This is a genomic window from Amedibacillus dolichus DSM 3991, assembly GCF_000154285.1.
Taxonomy (GTDB): Bacteria; Bacillota_I; Bacilli_A; order Erysipelotrichales; family Erysipelotrichaceae; genus Amedibacillus; species Amedibacillus dolichus.
Map to the genome: position 1 here is coordinate 114,339 of NZ_DS483478.1, position 18,909 is coordinate 133,247.

At 33.5% G+C, this 18,909-nt stretch carries 22 protein-coding genes; all 22 read left to right on the forward strand.

The window, feature by feature from the left end; translation table 11 throughout:
* Positions 1–50 precede the first annotated feature (50 nt).
* The 22 genes from hslO to EUBDOL_RS10080 all read left to right on the forward strand — a co-directional run bounded on the left by hslO (position 51) and on the right by EUBDOL_RS10080 (position 18,828).
* The gene (hslO, locus tag EUBDOL_RS09980) at positions 51–944 is read left to right on the forward strand and encodes an Hsp33 family molecular chaperone HslO (protein ID WP_004800830.1); all 894 of its coding nucleotides are present in this window, start codon (positions 51–53) and stop codon (positions 942–944) included.
* Positions 931–1,938 carry a tRNA dihydrouridine synthase DusB gene (dusB, locus tag EUBDOL_RS09985; protein WP_004800831.1) on the forward strand — a complete coding sequence of 336 codons (1,008 nt, stop codon included), beginning with the start codon at positions 931–933 and terminating at the stop codon, positions 1,936–1,938. The genes hslO and dusB overlap by 14 nt, the downstream gene beginning before the upstream one ends.
* Before the next feature lie 143 nt (positions 1,939–2,081).
* The gene (locus EUBDOL_RS09990) at positions 2,082–2,999 is read left to right on the forward strand and encodes an Abi family protein (protein WP_004800832.1); all 918 of its coding nucleotides are present in this window, start codon (positions 2,082–2,084) and stop codon (positions 2,997–2,999) included.
* Between the two features lie 321 nt (positions 3,000–3,320).
* The gene (locus EUBDOL_RS09995; RefSeq protein WP_226811778.1) at positions 3,321–3,824 is read left to right on the forward strand and encodes a PTS sugar transporter subunit IIA; all 504 of its coding nucleotides are present in this window, start codon (positions 3,321–3,323) and stop codon (positions 3,822–3,824) included.
* Positions 3,825–3,826: 2 nt separating this feature from the next.
* A complete protein-coding gene (locus EUBDOL_RS10000) occupies positions 3,827–4,693 on the forward strand; it encodes a PRD domain-containing protein (RefSeq protein ID WP_022421053.1) in 867 nt (288 codons plus the stop codon).
* A 47-nt stretch (positions 4,694–4,740) separates the two neighbouring features.
* On the forward strand, positions 4,741–6,123 hold the full coding sequence (locus tag EUBDOL_RS10005) for a PTS transporter subunit EIIC (RefSeq protein WP_004800835.1): 1,383 nt from the start codon (positions 4,741–4,743) through the stop codon (positions 6,121–6,123).
* A gap of 2 nt (positions 6,124–6,125) precedes the next feature.
* Positions 6,126–7,085 carry a translation initiation factor eIF-2B gene (locus EUBDOL_RS10010; RefSeq protein ID WP_004800836.1) on the forward strand — a complete coding sequence of 320 codons (960 nt, stop codon included), beginning with the start codon at positions 6,126–6,128 and terminating at the stop codon, positions 7,083–7,085.
* The gene (locus EUBDOL_RS10015) at positions 7,085–7,996 is read left to right on the forward strand and encodes a pseudouridine-5'-phosphate glycosidase (protein WP_004800837.1); all 912 of its coding nucleotides are present in this window, start codon (positions 7,085–7,087) and stop codon (positions 7,994–7,996) included. The genes EUBDOL_RS10010 and EUBDOL_RS10015 overlap by 1 nt, the downstream gene beginning before the upstream one ends.
* A 360-nt stretch (positions 7,997–8,356) precedes the next feature.
* Positions 8,357–9,844: a lysine--tRNA ligase gene (gene lysS, locus EUBDOL_RS10020; RefSeq protein ID WP_004800838.1), complete on the forward strand. Its 1,488-nt coding sequence runs from the start codon at positions 8,357–8,359 to the stop codon at positions 9,842–9,844.
* Positions 9,845–10,096: 252 nt separating this feature from the next.
* Positions 10,097–10,579, forward strand: coding sequence for a hypothetical protein (locus tag EUBDOL_RS10025; protein ID WP_004800839.1), 483 nt, complete (start codon positions 10,097–10,099; stop codon positions 10,577–10,579).
* A gap of 123 nt (positions 10,580–10,702) precedes the next feature.
* Complete coding sequence (locus EUBDOL_RS10030) at positions 10,703–11,668, forward strand: hypothetical protein (RefSeq protein WP_040463807.1); 966 nt, start codon at positions 10,703–10,705, stop codon at positions 11,666–11,668.
* A gap of 171 nt (positions 11,669–11,839) precedes the next feature.
* Positions 11,840–12,184 carry a hypothetical protein gene (locus EUBDOL_RS10035; RefSeq protein ID WP_004800841.1) on the forward strand — a complete coding sequence of 115 codons (345 nt, stop codon included), beginning with the start codon at positions 11,840–11,842 and terminating at the stop codon, positions 12,182–12,184.
* A 16-nt stretch (positions 12,185–12,200) separates the two neighbouring features.
* Complete coding sequence (locus EUBDOL_RS10040; protein ID WP_004800842.1) at positions 12,201–12,515, forward strand: cyclic-phosphate processing receiver domain-containing protein; 315 nt, start codon at positions 12,201–12,203, stop codon at positions 12,513–12,515.
* A 27-nt stretch (positions 12,516–12,542) separates the two neighbouring features.
* Positions 12,543–13,241: a metallophosphoesterase gene (locus tag EUBDOL_RS10045; protein WP_004800843.1), complete on the forward strand. Its 699-nt coding sequence runs from the start codon at positions 12,543–12,545 to the stop codon at positions 13,239–13,241.
* 36 nt (positions 13,242–13,277) lie between these two features.
* On the forward strand, positions 13,278–13,427 hold the full coding sequence (locus EUBDOL_RS11505; RefSeq protein WP_154645862.1) for a hypothetical protein: 150 nt from the start codon (positions 13,278–13,280) through the stop codon (positions 13,425–13,427).
* A gap of 206 nt (positions 13,428–13,633) precedes the next feature.
* Complete coding sequence (locus EUBDOL_RS10050) at positions 13,634–13,876, forward strand: type II toxin-antitoxin system Phd/YefM family antitoxin (RefSeq protein ID WP_004800845.1); 243 nt, start codon at positions 13,634–13,636, stop codon at positions 13,874–13,876.
* A gap of 3 nt (positions 13,877–13,879) precedes the next feature.
* Complete coding sequence (locus tag EUBDOL_RS10055) at positions 13,880–14,143, forward strand: Txe/YoeB family addiction module toxin (RefSeq protein WP_004800846.1); 264 nt, start codon at positions 13,880–13,882, stop codon at positions 14,141–14,143.
* A gap of 742 nt (positions 14,144–14,885) precedes the next feature.
* Positions 14,886–15,152: a molecular chaperone GroES gene (locus EUBDOL_RS10060; protein WP_004800848.1), complete on the forward strand. Its 267-nt coding sequence runs from the start codon at positions 14,886–14,888 to the stop codon at positions 15,150–15,152.
* A gap of 20 nt (positions 15,153–15,172) precedes the next feature.
* Positions 15,173–16,792 carry a chaperonin GroEL gene (gene groL, locus EUBDOL_RS10065; protein ID WP_004800849.1) on the forward strand — a complete coding sequence of 540 codons (1,620 nt, stop codon included), beginning with the start codon at positions 15,173–15,175 and terminating at the stop codon, positions 16,790–16,792.
* A gap of 221 nt (positions 16,793–17,013) precedes the next feature.
* Entirely contained in the window at positions 17,014–17,754 is a 741-nt protein-coding gene (gene yaaA, locus EUBDOL_RS10070) for a peroxide stress protein YaaA (RefSeq protein WP_004800850.1), read from the forward strand.
* Positions 17,751–18,383: a pyroglutamyl-peptidase I gene (pcp, locus tag EUBDOL_RS10075; protein ID WP_004800851.1), complete on the forward strand. Its 633-nt coding sequence runs from the start codon at positions 17,751–17,753 to the stop codon at positions 18,381–18,383. The genes yaaA and pcp overlap by 4 nt, the downstream gene beginning before the upstream one ends.
* Entirely contained in the window at positions 18,376–18,828 is a 453-nt protein-coding gene (locus EUBDOL_RS10080; RefSeq protein WP_226811780.1) for a DUF523 domain-containing protein, read from the forward strand. Before pcp ends, EUBDOL_RS10080 begins: the two co-directional genes overlap by 8 nt.
* The last annotated feature ends 81 nt before the right edge of the window (positions 18,829–18,909 follow it).

The following is an 18,909-nucleotide window of genomic DNA, read 5'->3' on the forward strand; positions in this document are numbered from 1 at the left end:
TTTTTTTATTCGATTTGTGATATACTGTAAGACGCTTGGAGAGTGATATTATGAAAGATTATTTAATAAAGGCATTGACTTGTGAGGAGCGAGTACGTGTATATATATGCAGTTCTACGGCATTGGTTGAAGAAGCAAGACAGCGCTTTGATATGTATCCGACATCAGCAGCGGCTCTTGGTCGTGTATTAAGCGTTGGTAGTATGATGGGAAGCATGTTGAAAAGTGAAAAGGAGCAATTAACCATTCGTATCAATGGACATGGTCCGATTGGGACCATTCTTGTAGATGCGTACCACGATGGACACGTTCGTGGCTTTGTCAGTGATCCTCATATCATGTTGCAATATAACGATACCGGAAAATTAGCGGTTGGTATGGCTGTGGGAAATCAAGGAACCTTAGAGGTTATTAAGGATTTGCACATGAAAGAAAACTGGGGCGGAACGGTTGCTTTGCAAAGCGGAGAAATCGGTGATGATTTTGCATATTATTTTACAGCAAGTGAACAAACACCATCTGCTGTTTCCGTTGGTGTGCTGGTGGATACCGATAATTCCATTAAAGCAGCAGGAGGCTTGATTATTCAAATGATGCCAGATGCGAAGGAAGAGGATATTGTTAAAATCGAACAGATCGTTGCGAATATGAAGCATATTTCCAGCTATATTTTAGAAAAAGAAAGCTTGGAGGCAATTTTAGAGGAGCTGTTCGGTGATGATTTACAGATTTTAAGCAAACAGGATATTTGCTTTAAGTGTGATTGTGATAAGGCAAAGATGAAACGTGCTTTAACGACACTTAGCAAAGAGGAGCGTATGGCAATGATCGAAGAAGATCATGGCTGTGAGATTACCTGCAATTTCTGTAATGAGCGTTATCAATTCAGCGAGGAAGAACTACGTGATTTAGAAAGGTTCATTGATACCTATGCCAAAGCATAGTTGGAAGATTGGCGATATTGTCATTGATAATCAAGTAGTTATTGCGCCAATGGCAGGTATCAGCAATCCTGCCTTTCGTGTGATTTGTAAACAATTTGGAGCAGGTTTGATTTATACCGAGATGGTCAGTGATAAGGCTTTATATTATGACAATGAAAAAACGATCGGAATGACGGCAGTAGAGGAGAATGAACACCCATTGGCCTTACAGTTGTTCGGACATGATATCGAAACGATGGTATATGCGGCAAAGCTTATGGACGAGAAAACGAATTGTGATATTATTGATATCAATATGGGGTGTCCGGTAACGAAAATCGTAAAATCGAATGCCGGTAGTGCCTTAATGAAGGATCCCGAGCATGCGATTGCCATGGTAAAGGCGGTTGTGGAAAATGTGAAAAAGCCGGTTACGGTGAAAATGCGAATCGGTTGGGATTTGGAGCATATTAACTGTGTGGAGCTTGCGAAGGGATTAGAGGCTGTCGGTGTTGCAGCGATTGCCGTACATGGACGTACAAAAAAGCAGATGTATGAAGGTCATGCGGATTGGTCATATATTAAAATGGTCAAAGATGCTGTTTCGATACCGGTTATCGGTAATGGAGATATTCATTGCGGAGAAGATGCTAAACGCATGCTGGAGGAAACCGGGTGCGATGCGGTAATGGTCGGTCGAGGTGTATTGGGTGATCCATGGCTAATCAAGGATATTGTTGCTTATTTGGAATGCGGTGAGCATTTGGAAGCGGTAAGCTTGCAAGAAAAATTCGCAATGGCAAGACTTCATGCGAAGCGTTTGATGGATTTGAAGGGTGAGCATATCGGTATTCGGGAGATGAGAGGGCATGCTGCTTGGTATGTAAAGGGACTTCCTAAGAGCCATCGTTTGAAAGATGCATTGACGAAAATAGCAAGCTATCAGGATTTGGAGGATATTTTATCGGCATACGAAAAGGAGTATGCTGCATATCCGCAAAAGAGCGATTTTTAAACGATGAAAAAATCGATGAAAAAATACACAAAAATGATAAAAAGCATTGATTTTTTGTGTTTATAGCATATAATAATATTGATTGTAGTCCTCGCACCTCTCTAAGATGTGGCCCAGAGGGCTCTTTTATTTAGGAGATTGTTATGCAAAATAATTTAAAAAAGCCTTTAACCTATGAACAGCAGTTAGAACATTTAATTGTTGATAAAAAACTAAATGTTGAAAATAGAGATAATGCATTATTGATTTTAAAACATAATAACTATTACCGACTAAGCGGATATATGATTGATTTTTTAGATAAAGATGATATATTTTTCAAAAATATAACTTTTGAAAAGATATTTAATATTTATACGATAGATAAGGAAATGAGATCTATTCTATTTGCCCTAATCAATGATATAGAAGTTTATTTTAAAACACAAATTGTAAATTATTTCACATTAAAGTATGGGCCGTTAGGACATAGAGATCCTAATAATTTTATGAAATACGAAGAAACCATAAATTTGCTAAAGGTTTGTAATGATATTAAAGAACGAAATCGATCAAGCCTAATAGTTAAGCATCATTTTAAAAAATATGATGGTTGTGTTCCTTTATGGGCGATGGTTGAATTGATGTCATTAGGTAATATTTCTAAATTTTATTCTATTATGAAAACTACAGATAAAAAAGCTGTATGCAAATTAGGCTTTAAAAACCTTACGTATAAGCAGTTAGAAAGCTTTTATCATTCCATAGTGTATTTTAGAAATGAATGTTGTCATTACAAAAGACTATATGATATAGATCATACCATTATTCCTAAAGAATATAGGAGCAATGAAATCAATTTAGAGGGTATTGATTATAAAAGAACATATAGTTTTATAGTTATACTTCTATTGCTAAATCCTAACAAAAAACTAGGTGAAAAAACAATTTATAGTTTAAAAAAATTAGTAAATAAGAATAGGAATATTGATTTTTGTGATAAATATGGATTTCAAAAAGAATGGTTTTCAAATTTATTTGCAATAAACGGATATTGCATAAGTAATGAGAATCCAAGTTAGGTAGGTTTGCAATAAATATCCTGAGGTAAATGAAAAGGTATAAATATATTTAATGATATGTCTTTGAACGGGAACATAGAAAAGAAACTAATTCGTAGATTTTTTTCATGAACTAGCGTGTTATATTGAAAATCAAAATAAAAAATAGCGTTTTTTAAACGATGAAATAGATAGATTAAAATTCAAAATAAGTATTGCAAACGTTTACATAATCTGTTATACTAAACATGTAAAAAGGTTAGTGAATTAAGGGATTAATCAATTTGCTTAATGCTAGACCACGTCATTTATTTGATGTGGTCTTTTTTATTGGATGGAGGTATGGGACAAATGCGACTTCATATATTTAAAAATAAGAAAGCTGATGATACTGAAATTATTTCTCCATGTGAGGGGAGACTTAATCAATTAGAAGCATCAAATGATGAAGTATTTGCAACAAAAACTTTAGGCGAAGGATTCTTTGTAAGAGCTAGTGAGAATCAGATTTTTGCTCCAGTATCAGGAATTATAACTTCAGTATTTCCTACTAAGCACGCTATAGGAATTCGTAGTGAAAATGGCATGGAGATTATGCTTCATATAGGTGTAGATACGGTGAGGGTAAAAAAAGATATTATAGAATGTTCGTTGAATGTGCATGATGTTGTTAAAAAGATGCAGCCGATTTGTGAAATCGATCTTATTGCATTTAAAGAATTGGGGATACTACCTGATGTGTATGTATTTGTTACAAACAGTAGCGAATATTACATTGAAAATGTAATGAAAGCTCAAGATGTATATGAAGGAGATGTTGTATTAAAGTGTGTTAGGAGGTTATGATAATGGACTACTTCTATCTAAAAACGATAAATAATAATGCAATCTGCGCGACTAATGAATATCATCATGAAGTTATTATATTGGGAAAAGCAATCGGTATAAAATGTAATCGATCATTTCATTCCCTTGTTGATAAGAAGTTAATAGAACGTGTATTTATTGCAGATAACGAGAATAGAAAATATATAGAAACAATTATTGGACAAATTCCTTATACATTATTCAAAGTTGTTGATGATGTAATAAAACAGGCAGAAGATGATTTGCAAACAAAGTTTAAAGATGTTTTATATTTATCATTGTTAGACCATATCTATTTTGCATATAAAACATGGGAGGATAAACAAAAAATTGAAAATCCACTATTGAATGAACTAAAAATGTTTAATTCTAAGGAATTTAACGCAGCTAAGCATTCGATACAAATTATTAATAATACGTTGAAAACAGATTTTGATGAACATGAGGCTGCATTTATAGCATTTCATTATATAAATGCTTTATCAAATTTAAGTAGTTTTCAAAATAAAACAATAATGAAAGATTTAGAACAAACTGTAAATTATATTGATAAGTTAACAAATTATTCATTGGATAAAAGTTCATATTTGTATGGAAGATTACTAATACATTTAAAATGTTTATTTAATCGTTTGGTAACGGACGAAAGGATAGAGTATGATGCAGCTTTTATAAATGATTTTTCTAATTCATTAAAAGTGGCACATGAAGAAGAGTGGGAATATGCTGTAAAAATTTCTAGTTTCATGAAGTACGAATTGCATTTAAACGTTAATGATGGTGAAACAGCGTATTTAACGATGCATATCGTACCAATATTAAAACAGAAAGGAGGAAAACAAACGTAATTTTTGCTATTAAAAAGTAAGCGAAGAAAGAGAAGAGGTGTAAACATATGGCAAACTTTAAAAAAATGGCAAAAGAAATTATTGATTATGTAGGGGGATTAGACAACATTAAAGAGATGTCGCATTGCATGACAAGACTTCGATTAGGCTTAAAAGATGAATTAAAAGTAAAAAAACACGAACTAGAAACAATTGATGGTGTTATGCGTGTTGTCGTTATCGGTGGGCAATATCAGATTGTATTAGGTGGAATCGTAGATGAAGTTTTTGAAGAAGCAAGTAAAATTGTTGGCGATAATGTGAATGTAAATAAAGAAATGATTCAGGAAAACTTAGATAGCGACACTCAAAGAAAAAAAGGTAAGTTTATTGAAAATTTAATCTCATTATTATCGGGTATTGTAAGTCCTATTATTCCGGCGATGTTAGCCGCAGGGTTTATTAGTGCACTTGCAAAGCTGACAGTACTTGCTGGTGTGTCTGAAACTAATACTACGATTCAAATTTTAACAGTAGCTGGAGATGTTTTATATGGCTTTTTCCCTATATTCATCGGTTGGTCGGCAGCGAAATATTTTAAAGCCAATATAGCAATTACGATTATGGTAGTAGGTCTATTAGTATATCCAAATTTTACTGCCTTGTTTACAAACTTTGAAAGTTTAAAGTTTTTAGGGGTTCCAGTAACAAATGTATATTATGGAAGTTCAGTACTACCAGCAATTTTCGCAGCATATTTGATTGCAAAGTGTGAGTTAATTTTACGTAAAATACTACCTAACGCTTTACGTAGTATATTTGTACCTTTTCTAAGTGCGTTAATTGTAATACCGTTGCTTATCGTAGTGATTGGTCCAATTGGTGTTTGGGGTGGTGAAGTATTTGCAAATCTATTTAGATCTACATATGAATTAAGTCCAATTTTGGCTGGTGCAATTATTGGAGGTGTTTGGCAAATTTTAATTATCTTCGGTATGCATATTGCGATTCTTGGTTTAGTATCAGCACCTAATATTGCAATGTATGGAAGAGATATGATTATTATGACACATGCTCCTTCTCTAATTTGTCAAATAACAGCGGGATTAGCAGTGGCGTTAAAAGCAAAAGATAAAAAAATTAAAAAGAACGCTTTAACATTAAGCTTAACATCATTCTTTTCTGGAAATGTTGTAGAACCGGTTATGTACGGAATAAATTTAAAGTATAAAAAACCATTTATCGCAGTTTGTATTGGTGGTGCTGTGGGCGGTGCTATCACTGGAGCTGCAGGTGCAGGAACTAGTGCGGCAGTAGCATTTAGTATTTATACTTTTCCAGTATATTTAGGAGCGGGCTTTGGCGGACTAATGCTTGGATGTATTGTAGGTGGATTGGTGACATTTATTTTAACTTATATTATGGGGATTAATGAAAAGGAGAGTGTATAGAAATGAGTAATAGGGTAAAGGATATAGAATTTCAATCAGCTAATCATGTTATTGAAGAAATACGCAACATGAATGTAAAAGGGGGGAGTCCTTTTGGAAGATCAGCAGCTTGGGCATTTAAACTTGCTTTACAACAAGAGGAATTAAAGACATTTTATGAAATAAAAGAACGTTTTGAAAATCTACGTGATCAGATGTATGAATTGAAGCCAACTATGGCAACAATTCATAATAGTTGTGAAGCAGTAATAGACGCATTGGATGAAACCATAGAATTATCTAAGTTAAAAGAAGATATAATTCGTTTATGTGATAGTATTATTGAACAATCTTTTGTTGCTGTGGAAAAAGTCGGTAGGATAGGGGCAAATCTTATTCATGATAACGATGTCATTATGATGCATAGCTACAGCAGTACGCTCATGGGGATTTTTCGTTCTGCTGCTAATGCAAATAAAAGGTTTAAGGTGATTTGCAGTGAATCAAGACCACTTTGCGAATCAAGAAATGCAGTTAATGTTTTAACTAAACTAGGTATTGATACAGTATTTATTTCTGATGCTTCGGTATATGCTTTTATGAAAGAAGCGGATATGATTTTTATGGGAGCTGATACATTATGTGCAAATGGCGATGTAGCTAATAAAATGGGAACAGCACAAATTGCACGTCTGGCTCAAAGTTGTAAAGTACCGGTTTATATCGCTAGTGAGCTTTATAAATTAGATATTAGAACATTAGATGGTGAGCAGGTCGTTCTGGAAAAAAGGGATAAACATGAGCTTGTGAATGAAAATGATTTCATAGATTTTGATAAAGTAGAAGTTATTAATCAATTTTTTGATATAACACCGGCAAAGGATATTACAGGTATTATTACTGAATTTGGAGTACTTCACCCATCGCAAATGTTGCAATACTGGGATAAGCTTTGGGAAAATATAAAGGAGGGCAAGTGCTAATGAATAAGTATTTAGATATTTGTGAAGAAGTGAAAGACGCAATTAATAGAAAGAAAGCAGTAGTGGCTTTGGAATCTACTATAATTTCACATGGTATGCCATATCCTCAAAATGTAGAAATGGCAAAACATTGTGAAGCGATAGTACGTGAATATGGTGCAGTACCTGCAACCATTGCAATTATGGATGGGAAAATTAAAATTGGTTTAAGTGATGAAGATCTAAAGATTTTAGCAACTGCTGAAAACGTAACGAAAGTTTCAAGAAGAGATTTAGCACAAGTATTGTCTGAAAAGAAACTGGGGGCTACAACGGTAGCGACAACTATGATATGTGCTGAACTTGCAGGTATTAAATTTTTTGTAACCGGTGGGATAGGAGGTATTCACCGAGGATATGAGCAAACACTTGATGTATCAGCAGATTTAGAAGAATTGGCACAAACTGATGTTAATGTAATTTGTGCGGGGGCTAAATCAATTTTAGATTTACCAAGAACACTGGAATACTTAGAAACAAAAGGTGTTTGTGTGATAGGGTATAAAACAGATTATCTACCACAGTTCTTTACTGCAGAAAGCGAATATAGATTAAATACTCGCATGGATTGCGTAGAAGATATTTGTTCTTTAATACATACGAAAGAAAATTTAGGTTTAAAAGGAGGTGTGTTGATTACAAATCCGATTCCTAAAGAGAATTCGATGGATAAAAGTTATATTGATACACTCATTGAGAAAGCGGTAAAAGAGGCAAATGAAAAAGACATAAAAGGAAAAGAAGTTACGCCTTTCTTATTAGCTAAAATAGTAGAAGAAAGCCATGGTGCAAGTTTAAAGGCTAATATAGCATTAGTTTATAATAATGCAAAGCTAGGTGCTAAACTTGCAGTGGCGTATTGTAATGAATAGAATACGCAATTCTTCTCTCATTAATAAATTTGTATTTTTTGAGATGCCTTTTAAACGATGAAATAGTTTGACAAACAAAGGTATTGTATATATAATCAATATGCAAATAGGCGTTGAAAAGAGAGTACGTTATCAGATAGTTATAGAGAGCATCGACAAGGCTGGAAGCGATGTATGAAGGGGTAACGGAAATAAAGACTTGGAGCTATCCGTAAGGACGTAGAATTCACGTTACGAATTGACTTATTAAGTCACTAAGGCTGTTTCGGGTAACCGAACAGTGAATTAGGGTGGTACCACGATTAGCTCTCGTCCCTAGCGGATAAGAGCTTTTTTTATAGGAAAAATTAGGAGGTTACTATGGAAAAACTGACAGAACAAGAAAAAATCCGTCGTCAAAAAATGGAAGATTTGCGTGCTATGGGAGTAGATCCTTTCGGTCAAGCATATAAGAGAACTCATAAATCCGGACAGATTCGTGCCGAATATGAAAACTGCAGCAAGGAAGAGCTTGCGGATAAGGCAGTAAATGTAAAAATTGCCGGCCGTATTATGACAAAGCGTCGTCAAGGGAAAGCCGGATTTATGCACATTCAAGATCTTGACGGTAAAATTCAGATTTATGTGCGTAAAGATGAAATCGGTGAAGAACAATACGAAATCTTTAAGAAATCCGATATCGGGGATATTGTCGGAATCGAAGGACAGGTTATGAAAACCGATCATGGAGAATTGTCTGTGCGTGCAAAGGTATATACGCATTTATCAAAATCCCTTCGTCCGCTTCCGGAAAAATTCCATGGCTTACAAGATGTAGAGGAACGCTATCGCAGACGCTATGTTGATTTGATTATGAATCCGGAGGCAAAAAGAATCGCTTTGATGCGCCCGAGAATCATTCGTGCTATTCAACGCTATTTAGATGGTAAAGGCTTGGTAGAGGTAGAAACACCGGTATTACAGCCGATTTTAGGCGGTGCCAATGCCAGACCGTTTGTTACTCACCACAATACATTGGATATGGATTTCTATATGCGTATTGCGACAGAGCTTCCTTTGAAGCGTTTGATTGTCGGTGGTCTTGAAGGCGTTTATGAAATCGGTCGTTTATTTAGAAATGAAGGAATGGATAAAAATCATAATCCGGAATTTACAACGGTAGAAGCCTATGTCGCTTATTCGGATATGGAAGGTATGATGGAGCTAACCGAGGGCTTAATGGAAAATGTGGCATTCGATGTACTTGGTACGACAGATGTTACTTGGCGTGAAAAGGAAATTTCTTTAAAGGCTCCGTTTAAACGTCTGCACATGGTTGATGGAATTAAGGAAGCATGTGGTGTTGATTTCTGGCAGGAAATGTCTTATGAAGATGCATTGGCACTTGCGAAGGAGCATGATATTGAGGTTGAGAAGCATCATACCTCCGTGGGACATATTATCAATTTATTCTTTGAGAAGTATGTAGAAGATACGATTGTACAGCCAACCTTTGTTTATGGACACCCGGTAGAAATTTCTCCGTTATCTAAGCGTTGTCCTGATGATCCACGCTTTACAGAGCGTTTTGAGCTGTTGATTGATGGTGCGGAATTCTGTAATGCATTCTCAGAGTTGAATGATCCAATTGATCAAAAGCAGCGTTTTGAGGCACAATTGGCTGAGAAAGAAAACGGAAATGAGGAAGCTTGTGAAATGGATACAGACTTTGTTGAGGCATTGGAGTATGGCTTGCCTCCTACGGGTGGTGTCGGTATCGGAATCGATCGCTTCGTAATGCTTCTAACGGGACAGGATACGATTCGTGAGGTATTGTTGTTCCCTCACATGAAAAACCGCGATAACTAGAGAGTAAAAAAATACGATAAATAAAAGGTATTTGATGTATAAATAGGTTTGAATTGTTTGTTTTTACGCCTGATTTACGCCCAAATATTAAAAAGTAGAAAATTGACTTGTAAAATGGTATGCAAAATTGTATGCCATTTTTACTTTTTTGAAGAGTAACTAGTGAATATTTAGAATGTTTGCAATTAACGTTAGTAAATGGTTGTCTACTTAATTTTATTGTGGTATCTTTAATAAGAAGGAGATGAAATTATGTATCAATATCGTTATTGTATTACTACTGCAAAAAAAATAAAAAATATGAATGAGTATTCTAATGAAATTGAAGAATGTGTAATTAAATTTAACGAAGCATCACATAGAGCAAGAAATTATAAAAATATAGTTCTTCCTATAATATATGATAAGGAGAATATGGAATTTACTTTTGAATCAGAAAATGACTTAGGCGATTATCCTTCACTTAGACCACTTTGGCTATTTTCTAAATTATTATTGGAAGTAGATGGTCTAAATAACTATTGTGTAAATAAGAGATTTTTAAAACCTGTGTTCATTAAAAGAATAGGTATTGATAGCTCAGAAGTAGAATTAAGTGATAAAGAAATACTAAAAGTACTAATAGATATTTATATGAAGGAAGGAGTATCTAGTACTTATATGAATCGGCTAAATACAGAAATAAAACTAGAAATAAATAATGTTATAAAAAAATATATAGAAAAGAGAGAATAAAAAGTGCATTAGCACTTTTTTATTTATATACAACAAACGCATAAAATAGTAACATACGTACATTAATACTTGACAAAAGGATTAGTTGTTATTATAATATGTATGAAAACAGGAGGTAGTCTTATGGAAGATTTAAAAAAATATGTATTAGTTGATAGTTCAAAACTAAAAAAAAGTTTAGAGGAAGGAAAACTAAAATATTTATCATTTATTTCAGATAATATAGAGTACTGGGAAGATTTATTTATCTACGATGAAGAAAAAAGTGAATTAGAAAAGTTTTTATTGTACAGAACGGCTGGAGCTTTTGATATTCATGGATATATTGATGACGGAGATATAGCACCTCCAGTTTTTGATTATTTAACAAATAAGCTTAAAACAATAAAAAACGTTAAACAAATAGAATGTAAATCTAATTTAGAAAAAAAAGAATATTATAGTTCAAAACGTGTTGTAATAGTATTTTTGGATGATGGTACAAAATTATATTTAGAAACAGATACAGCAAATTCATTAATGTATGATTTAGGAGATTTTTTTAGAGAAGTGTTGGTAAAAAGATTTGGAAGAACATGGTATCAAAATTATATTAAATCATTTCAGTTGCCGGAAGACAAAGAGGATAGATGGTATAAACCTTTCAAATTTTATTATTTCTATACATTGGTATCTGATTCATTTAACGGTTTAGAACTAAGTGATGAAGAAATTGAATGCTTAAAAGCTTTAGAAGAAAGAGCAAAATACACTCACACATTAAAAAATATGATATTAGTTCCATTTCGCTATAATATGTTTAGGGGAAAATTAAATAGTAAGACTTGTTCAGGAAAAAATATAAAGGATAGATTAGATTTAACTATTGTTGATTTAAAAGACATGCTAGATAAAGTGAATAATGATTCTATATTTCAAAAAAGAATAAGGGATAAAAGAGGACTTAGTAGTTTGAAATCAGTTGAATTTTTATTAGATAATCAGAAAATATTATTTCCTGATATTCCTGAATATACGAAAGAAATGGAAGAAAATAGTATTAAAGCAATAACATTGAGAAGTAAATTAATTATAAAAACATTGAAATAAAAATAGTGCATTAAGCACTATTTTTTAATCGTTTGAAACTAACGTAAATTAATGCTTGACAAATATACAACAAACGTATATAATTTGTTACGAAAAGAGGTGAGTGGTTGTTCTTTGAAAATTTAATATATAAGATAATTAAAGTAAAAGAAAGTATATAAGGAGGATATCATGGATAAAAGAGATTATTTTGCTGTAGCAGTTAAAGATAAGTTTATAGATTATGACTTTAACTATATTAAGGAAAAAATAAATAGTGAATATAAAAATATAAATGAAGAAGATTTTAAAAAAATAATACCTATCACAAGCGATAGAAGAAAATTAGATGAATTTTATCAACAAACTGGAATTACTGTGTTCTATAACTATGTTACAGAAGAAAAATCATTATTCTTTAATCGCTGTGGTGCTTACCCTGAATATGATGAAGTATTTGAAATAGAAGAAGAAACCATGTGTGGAGTAGATTTATCATTAGAAAAATTTAATCGTTTCTATATCCAAATTAACTAAGAAAAGTGGTGAAATTATGAAAAAAATATTTGTTGATGATAAGAGAACATTCAGTGCTGCAAAAAAATATGGGTATAATTGTGTACGCACATATCAGCAATGTATAACGTTATTATCCGTGTTTAAAGATATTGATACAATTAATTTGGATTATGACTTAGGGGGTGAAGAAACAGGCTTAGATATTTTAATTTATATGAAGCAAAATAATATAAAGGTTCGAGAAATATATATACATAGTACTCATCTTGAAGGAGTTAAAGAAATGGAAAAATTTATAAAATATAATTTTAAAGATGTTTATTATTTATATTGTCCTTATAGTGAATAATGGTTGGTAAAAAGGATGTGATTAACAATGATTTATGTAATGAGCGATATTCATGGTATGTATGATAAATATATTGAAATGATGGACTTAATTGACTTAAAAGAAAATGATTCTTTATATATATTAGGCGATATAGTTGATCGTGCTAATGGTTCTATGAAAATACTAAAAGATATGATGAAAAGACCTAATGTATTTGGTATTTTTGGTAATCATGAATTAATGATGGCAGATTGCTTTAATATTATTACACAAGAAATTACAAATGAGTTATTAGATAATTTTGATGAAGAAGCACTTATGAAATTATCTGATTGGATGAATAATGGAGCATTCCAAACCATTCAAGAATTTAAAAAATTAAGTAAAGAAGAACAAAAAGACATCATTGAATATTTAATGGAGTTTACTGCATATGAAGAAGTAACAGTAAATGGTAAAGATTATCTTTTGGTACATGCTGGATTAGGCGATTTTAGTGAGGAAAAATCACTAGATGAATATGATGTAAATGATTTTGTTTGGAAACGTCCTGATTGGGATATGCCATACTTTACAGACCCTAATAAATATGTAGTTGTAGGTCACACTCCAACATTAGGTATTAATGGAAAACCTGAAATATTTTATAAAAATAATTTCATAGCAATTGATTGTGGTGCTTGTTTTGAAAATGGTATGTTAGCATGTTTGTGCTTAGATACTATGGAAGAATTTTATGTTTAAGTTAACTTTTTAATAAATTGAAAGGATGAAATGAATATGTTAAGAATTACAGATTTGAAAATAGATAATAAAAGTTTAGGAGATAAGTTTTTACTTGTTGATATTTCTCCGGCATATGAGTATAAAGACGGAGAACGTCAGGACACTGTATCAGGATATAAGTATAATTCCTCATATGAAAAATAAATAATAAAATTTGAATTCATTAAAGATTGAAAAAGCTCGTTATCAGTGATGTAAACATATAATAATGAGCTTTTTATTTAGTGAATAATAAATATAGAATGCATAGAATGATAATATTTAAATAACTTTTTTATAGACTTGCATATACTATATTGACGTACAGGATATTGTACGCTATAATCCGATTAGAGGAAAGGAAGGATATTATGATTGCAATTAATTACAGTACCTTACGACAAAATATGAAAAAATATTTTGACAGTGTTTCTGATGATTACGAAACAATGGTCATCACTAGAAAAGAAAACAAAAATGTAGTAGTTATTTCAGAAGAAACTTATAATAATTTAATTGAAAATGCTTATCTGACATCTAACCAATCGAACTACAATTGGCTCATGGAATCAAAAAGACAGTTAGAAGAAGGTAAGACAGTCATCAAGGATTAAGTTATGAAAAAAGTTTTTACGGAAAACGGATGGCAGGATTATTTATTTTGGCAAAATGAAGATAAAAAAACATTAAAAAAAATAAATAAGTTGATACAGGATATAGAAAGAAATGGAAATTCAGGGTTAGGAAAGCCTGAGCAGTTAAGAGGAGATTTGTCAGGTTTATGGAGTAGAAGAATAAATGACAAAGATAGACTTGTTTATAAAATAGATGAAACCTCTGTTTATATCCTGGCATGCAGATTTCATTATGCAGATAAATAATCTGCATAGTTTTGTATCATTTTTATAAAATGATACATTTACACTAGTACGACAAAATTTTGTCGTATTTTTTTTCATCAAAAATAGGATATAGTAATATCAATGAAACAGCTTAAATAGTAAAAAATACGAATATCAAAAAAACATAGGGGAGGTAGGTTAAATAGGTGGATTTTTATTAGAATTTAACGGAATCATCGAATTTGAAAAAACAAAGGATATATCTCGGATATGAAAGATATTATGGATAGTTCTCAAAAGAGTGCATATCAAGCACTAAAAGTTGCTTTGGTATATGGTAACTAGCTGATTGGTTATCGTATTGTGAAAGAAGCTTTTAATGGAGAAGATCGTGTTAAGCTATATCACTTTTTAAAGTTTTAACAAACGTTTCCGCAAATTGTCGACAAAGTGTGTAGACAATCCGATGTTTTACGAAATTGATCACATTATAGAGTTTTATTGCAAGCAAATGATAGAAGTGCTAGAGATTGCTATGAAAAAGAAACGCTTGAACAAACTTGGAGTGTACGAGCTTTACAAAGAAATATATCTTCTCTATAGTATTATCGTTTAATATTAAGGCGATGAAACTATCCTTCCTAGTCAAAGAAATCATAAGTGAGAAAAAATAAATCAAAAAATATTAGCAATCCTCTTGTTAAAGTGCTAAAAATGAGTATAATAGTAGATGTTAGCAGTTAGGTAACATGAGTGCTAAATATAAAGGAGGAGTTTCTATATGTTAAAACCATTACATGACAACGTTATTCTAAAAAAGGAAAAAGTAGAGAAGGAAACAACGACAGCAAGCGGAATTATTTTAACGGATAATTCAAAAAATGTTCCAAGCTATGCAACAGTAGTAGCCATCGGACCGGATAGTAAAACCGATATCCACGTAAATGATAAGGTCGTATATAAAGAATACTCTGGCACAAAGGTAAACCTAGAGGAAGAAGAATATATTATTATTGAAGATGAAGATATCTTAGCAGTATTGGATTAAAAAAATAGGAGGTAAAGAAAATGGCAAAAGAAGTACGTTTTTCAAAAGATGCAAGAACAGCTATGCTGAATGGTGTGAATGTATTGGCAGATGCCGTACGCGTTACACTTGGTCCAAAGGGACGCAATGTTGTTTTGGAAAAAGAATACGGATCACCGCTGATTACCAATGACGGAGTCAGCATCGCAAAAGAAATCGAATTGGAAGATAAATTTGAAAATATGGGTGCAAAATTGGTGTATGAGGTTGCTAATAAAACCAACGATACCGCAGGTGATGGAACAACAACCGCAACGATTTTAGCACAAAGCATGATCAGCAACGGGCTTCGTCAGGTAGAAAAAGGAGCAAATCCGGTTTTGATGAGAGAAGGAATCGAATATGCAAGCAAGGAAGTCGCAAAGCATATTTTAGAGAAATCCCGTAAAGTAGAAACAAGCAACGATATTGCAAGTGTTGCGGCAATTTCCAGTGGAAATAAAGAAATCGGTACGATTATTGCGGAAGCAATGGAAAAGGTAGGACGAAACGGTGTCATTTCTGTTGATGAATCCAATGGTTTTGATACCGAGCTTGAAATCAGTGAAGGTATGCAGTATGATAAAGGTTATGTTTCTCCATATATGGTAAGCGATCATGAAAAAATGCAGGCCGAATTGGAAAATGCGTATGTATTAGTTACCGATCAAAAAATTAACAATGTACAGGAAATTCTACCTGTATTGGAACAGGTCGTACAGACCAACAAACCATTATTGTTGATTGCTGATGATATTGAAAATGAAGTAACCTCTACTTTGGTTGTAAATAAACTGCGTGGAACTTTCAACGTAGTTGCAACAAAGGCACCAGGCTTTGGCGATAATCAGAAGGATATTTTGAAGGATATCGCAATTCTGACAGGTGCTAACTTCTACTCTAAGGATTTGAACATGAATCTAAAAGAAATGAAGTTGGAAGATTTGGGAACTGTAAAAAAGGTTGTTGTTACAAAGGACAATACAACCATGATCGGTGGTAATGGTGCAAAGGATATCATTGATGCACGTGTAAAAGAAATCCAAGCGCAGATGGAAAACTGCAAGAGCGACTATGATAAGAAGCGTTATGCAGAGCGTCTTGGTAAATTAAGCAATGGTGTTGCGATCATCAAGGTTGGCGCAACAACCGAAAGTGAATTAAAAGAAAAGAAACTGCGTATTGAAGATGCTTTAAATGCTACGCGCGCTGCTGTCGCCGAAGGTATCGTTATCGGCGGTGGTGCTGCACTTGTAGAGGCTTATATGGCATTGAAAGATGAATTGAAATCTGAAGTAGTTGATGTTCAAAAGGGTATTAAGGTGGTTATGGACGCCTTATTAGCTCCGATTGCACAAATTGCAGAAAATGCCGGATATAATGCAGAAGAAATCGTAGAACAGCAAAAGGCTGCCGAAGAAAATATCGGATTCGATGCGAAAAACGGTAATTGGGTAGATATGTTTAAGGAAGGCATTATTGATCCAACCAAAGTAACAAGAAGTGCTTTATTAAATTCCGCAAGCATTTCCGCCTTGTTCTTAACGACTGAAGCAGGTGTTGCTTCTATTAAAGAAAAGGAAGCTCCACTACCTCCAATGCCTGCCGGTGGAATGTATTAAGATAAAGTAGAGAAATAGAAAATTGCTGATGGGTAATATGCCTATCGGCTTTTTTTGTAAGAAAAATGCTATATGTGCAATATGATAGGAGTTTTCTGATTTGCAAAGTAAGATCTATCCGACTTGGATAGAAACATACGATCGGATACAAAAAGCATAAATCATAGCGAATAGTATGGTAGAATAGAAAAGAAGGTATAGAAATAGAGAGGTATGGTTTGATGTATATTTTAATATCCCCGGCAAAGACAATGAAGGAGGAGCGCAGGCATACACCACAAGGCTTGCCCGTCTTATTGGAAAAATCGAAGCTATTGCATAAGCATCTGATGCAGATGGATGTTTTACAAATGAAATCGCTAATGAAAATCAACGATAAACTGGCTATTCAAAATGTAGAACGCTTTGCGAATATGCGATTTGATAAAGCAGGAATTTGTGCTTTAGATGCTTATGATGGCATTCAATTTAAAGCCATGCAAATAGAGCAGTTAGGTGAAGAAGAATGGCAGTATTTGAATCATCATTTGCGTATCTTATCCGGTTTTTATGGGATTGTTCGTCCAAGTGATTCCATTTATCCATATCGCTTGGAAATGCAGAGCAGGTTCGTTACAGAGGATAGTAAAAATTTATATGACTTTTGGAAGGATACGATAGCAAAGGAGCTACCACAAGAGGAATTTATTATCAATCTTGCCAGCAAGGAATATGATAAAAGCGTTCGCTCATATATATCGAAAGAAAGGTTTATAGATATTATTTTCTATATCAAAGAAAATGATAAGCTCATCACACGCTCCACACAGATAAAACAGGCAAGAGGACGTATGGTTAATTTTATGGCAAAGCATAAGGTAGAAAATTTAGAGGAGCTTACACAGTTTGCGTATGATGGTTATCAATATCATGCGGAATTATCAAATGATACGACCTTTGTGTTTGTAAAGGAGGAACTATGAAAATTTTGGTTACCGGTTTTGAACCCTTTGGTAAGGATCACATCAATCCAAGTGAGGAAATCTTAAAACGACTTCCGCAAACTATTGCAGGGCATGAAATTGTTAAAATCACCATTCCGGTTGTTGCTTATAAAAGCTTAGAATGTATCCGACAAGCTGTAAATCAATATTTACCGGATTCGATTGTTTGTTTGGGACAGGCAAGTGGCAGAGAAGGAATTACGGTTGAACGAGTCGCAATCAATGTGAATGATTTCAGCATTCCGGATAATGCGGGTATTCAGCTATGCAATACACCGATTGTTGAAGGAGCACCGGCTGCATATTTTTCTACTTTACCAATCTATCGTATGGTGGAGGCAATTCGCCAAAAAGGAATTCGAGCAGCGATTTCCAATACGGCAGGAACGTATGTATGCAATCATGTAATGTATGGAGTTTTACATGCTTACAGTGCTTTGGGGATTCGTGCAGGATTTGTGCATGTACCGGCAATGGATACACAGGTTGATGATCCGCTAAAAGATGCGTGCATGACATTGGAGGAAATGGTAAATGGAATCGAAGCGATGTTAGTAGTTGTGCATGAAAAGGATATTGTTGGAAAGGAGGAAGGACGCATTGCCTGATAAGATGATGTATGCGGTTAGTGCCTGTTTAATAGGTGAAAATTGTAAGTATAGCGGAGGAAATAATTTGCATAAGGAGCTATGCTCATTTTTAAAGGATAAGCAATGGATTGCTGTTTGTCCGGAGGTATTGGGTGGTCTTTCGATTCCTCGTGAATGCTGTGAGATCGTTGAACAAAAAGTGATAAGTCAAAGCGGCAGGGATTGCACAAGGGAATATGTGGAAGGTGCGCATAAGGCGTTACAGCAAATCCAAGAGGCAAATGCTCAAGTAGTAATTACACAACCACGTAGTCCGAGCTGTGGCTGTGGCAAGATTTATGATGGCAGCTTTCAAGGACGCTTGATTAACGACAATGGTGTTTTTGTGCAATTATGCCATCAAGCAGGGATTAAGGTTGTCAATGTCGATGATTTTCTTCGTAAGGAAGTAAAGCGGTTATAAACGCTATTTTTACAAAACCTCCTTTTTTGTATGCTTTAAGGCAAATTTTCTTTAAAAAATATGAAAATGAGATTGTAAGTG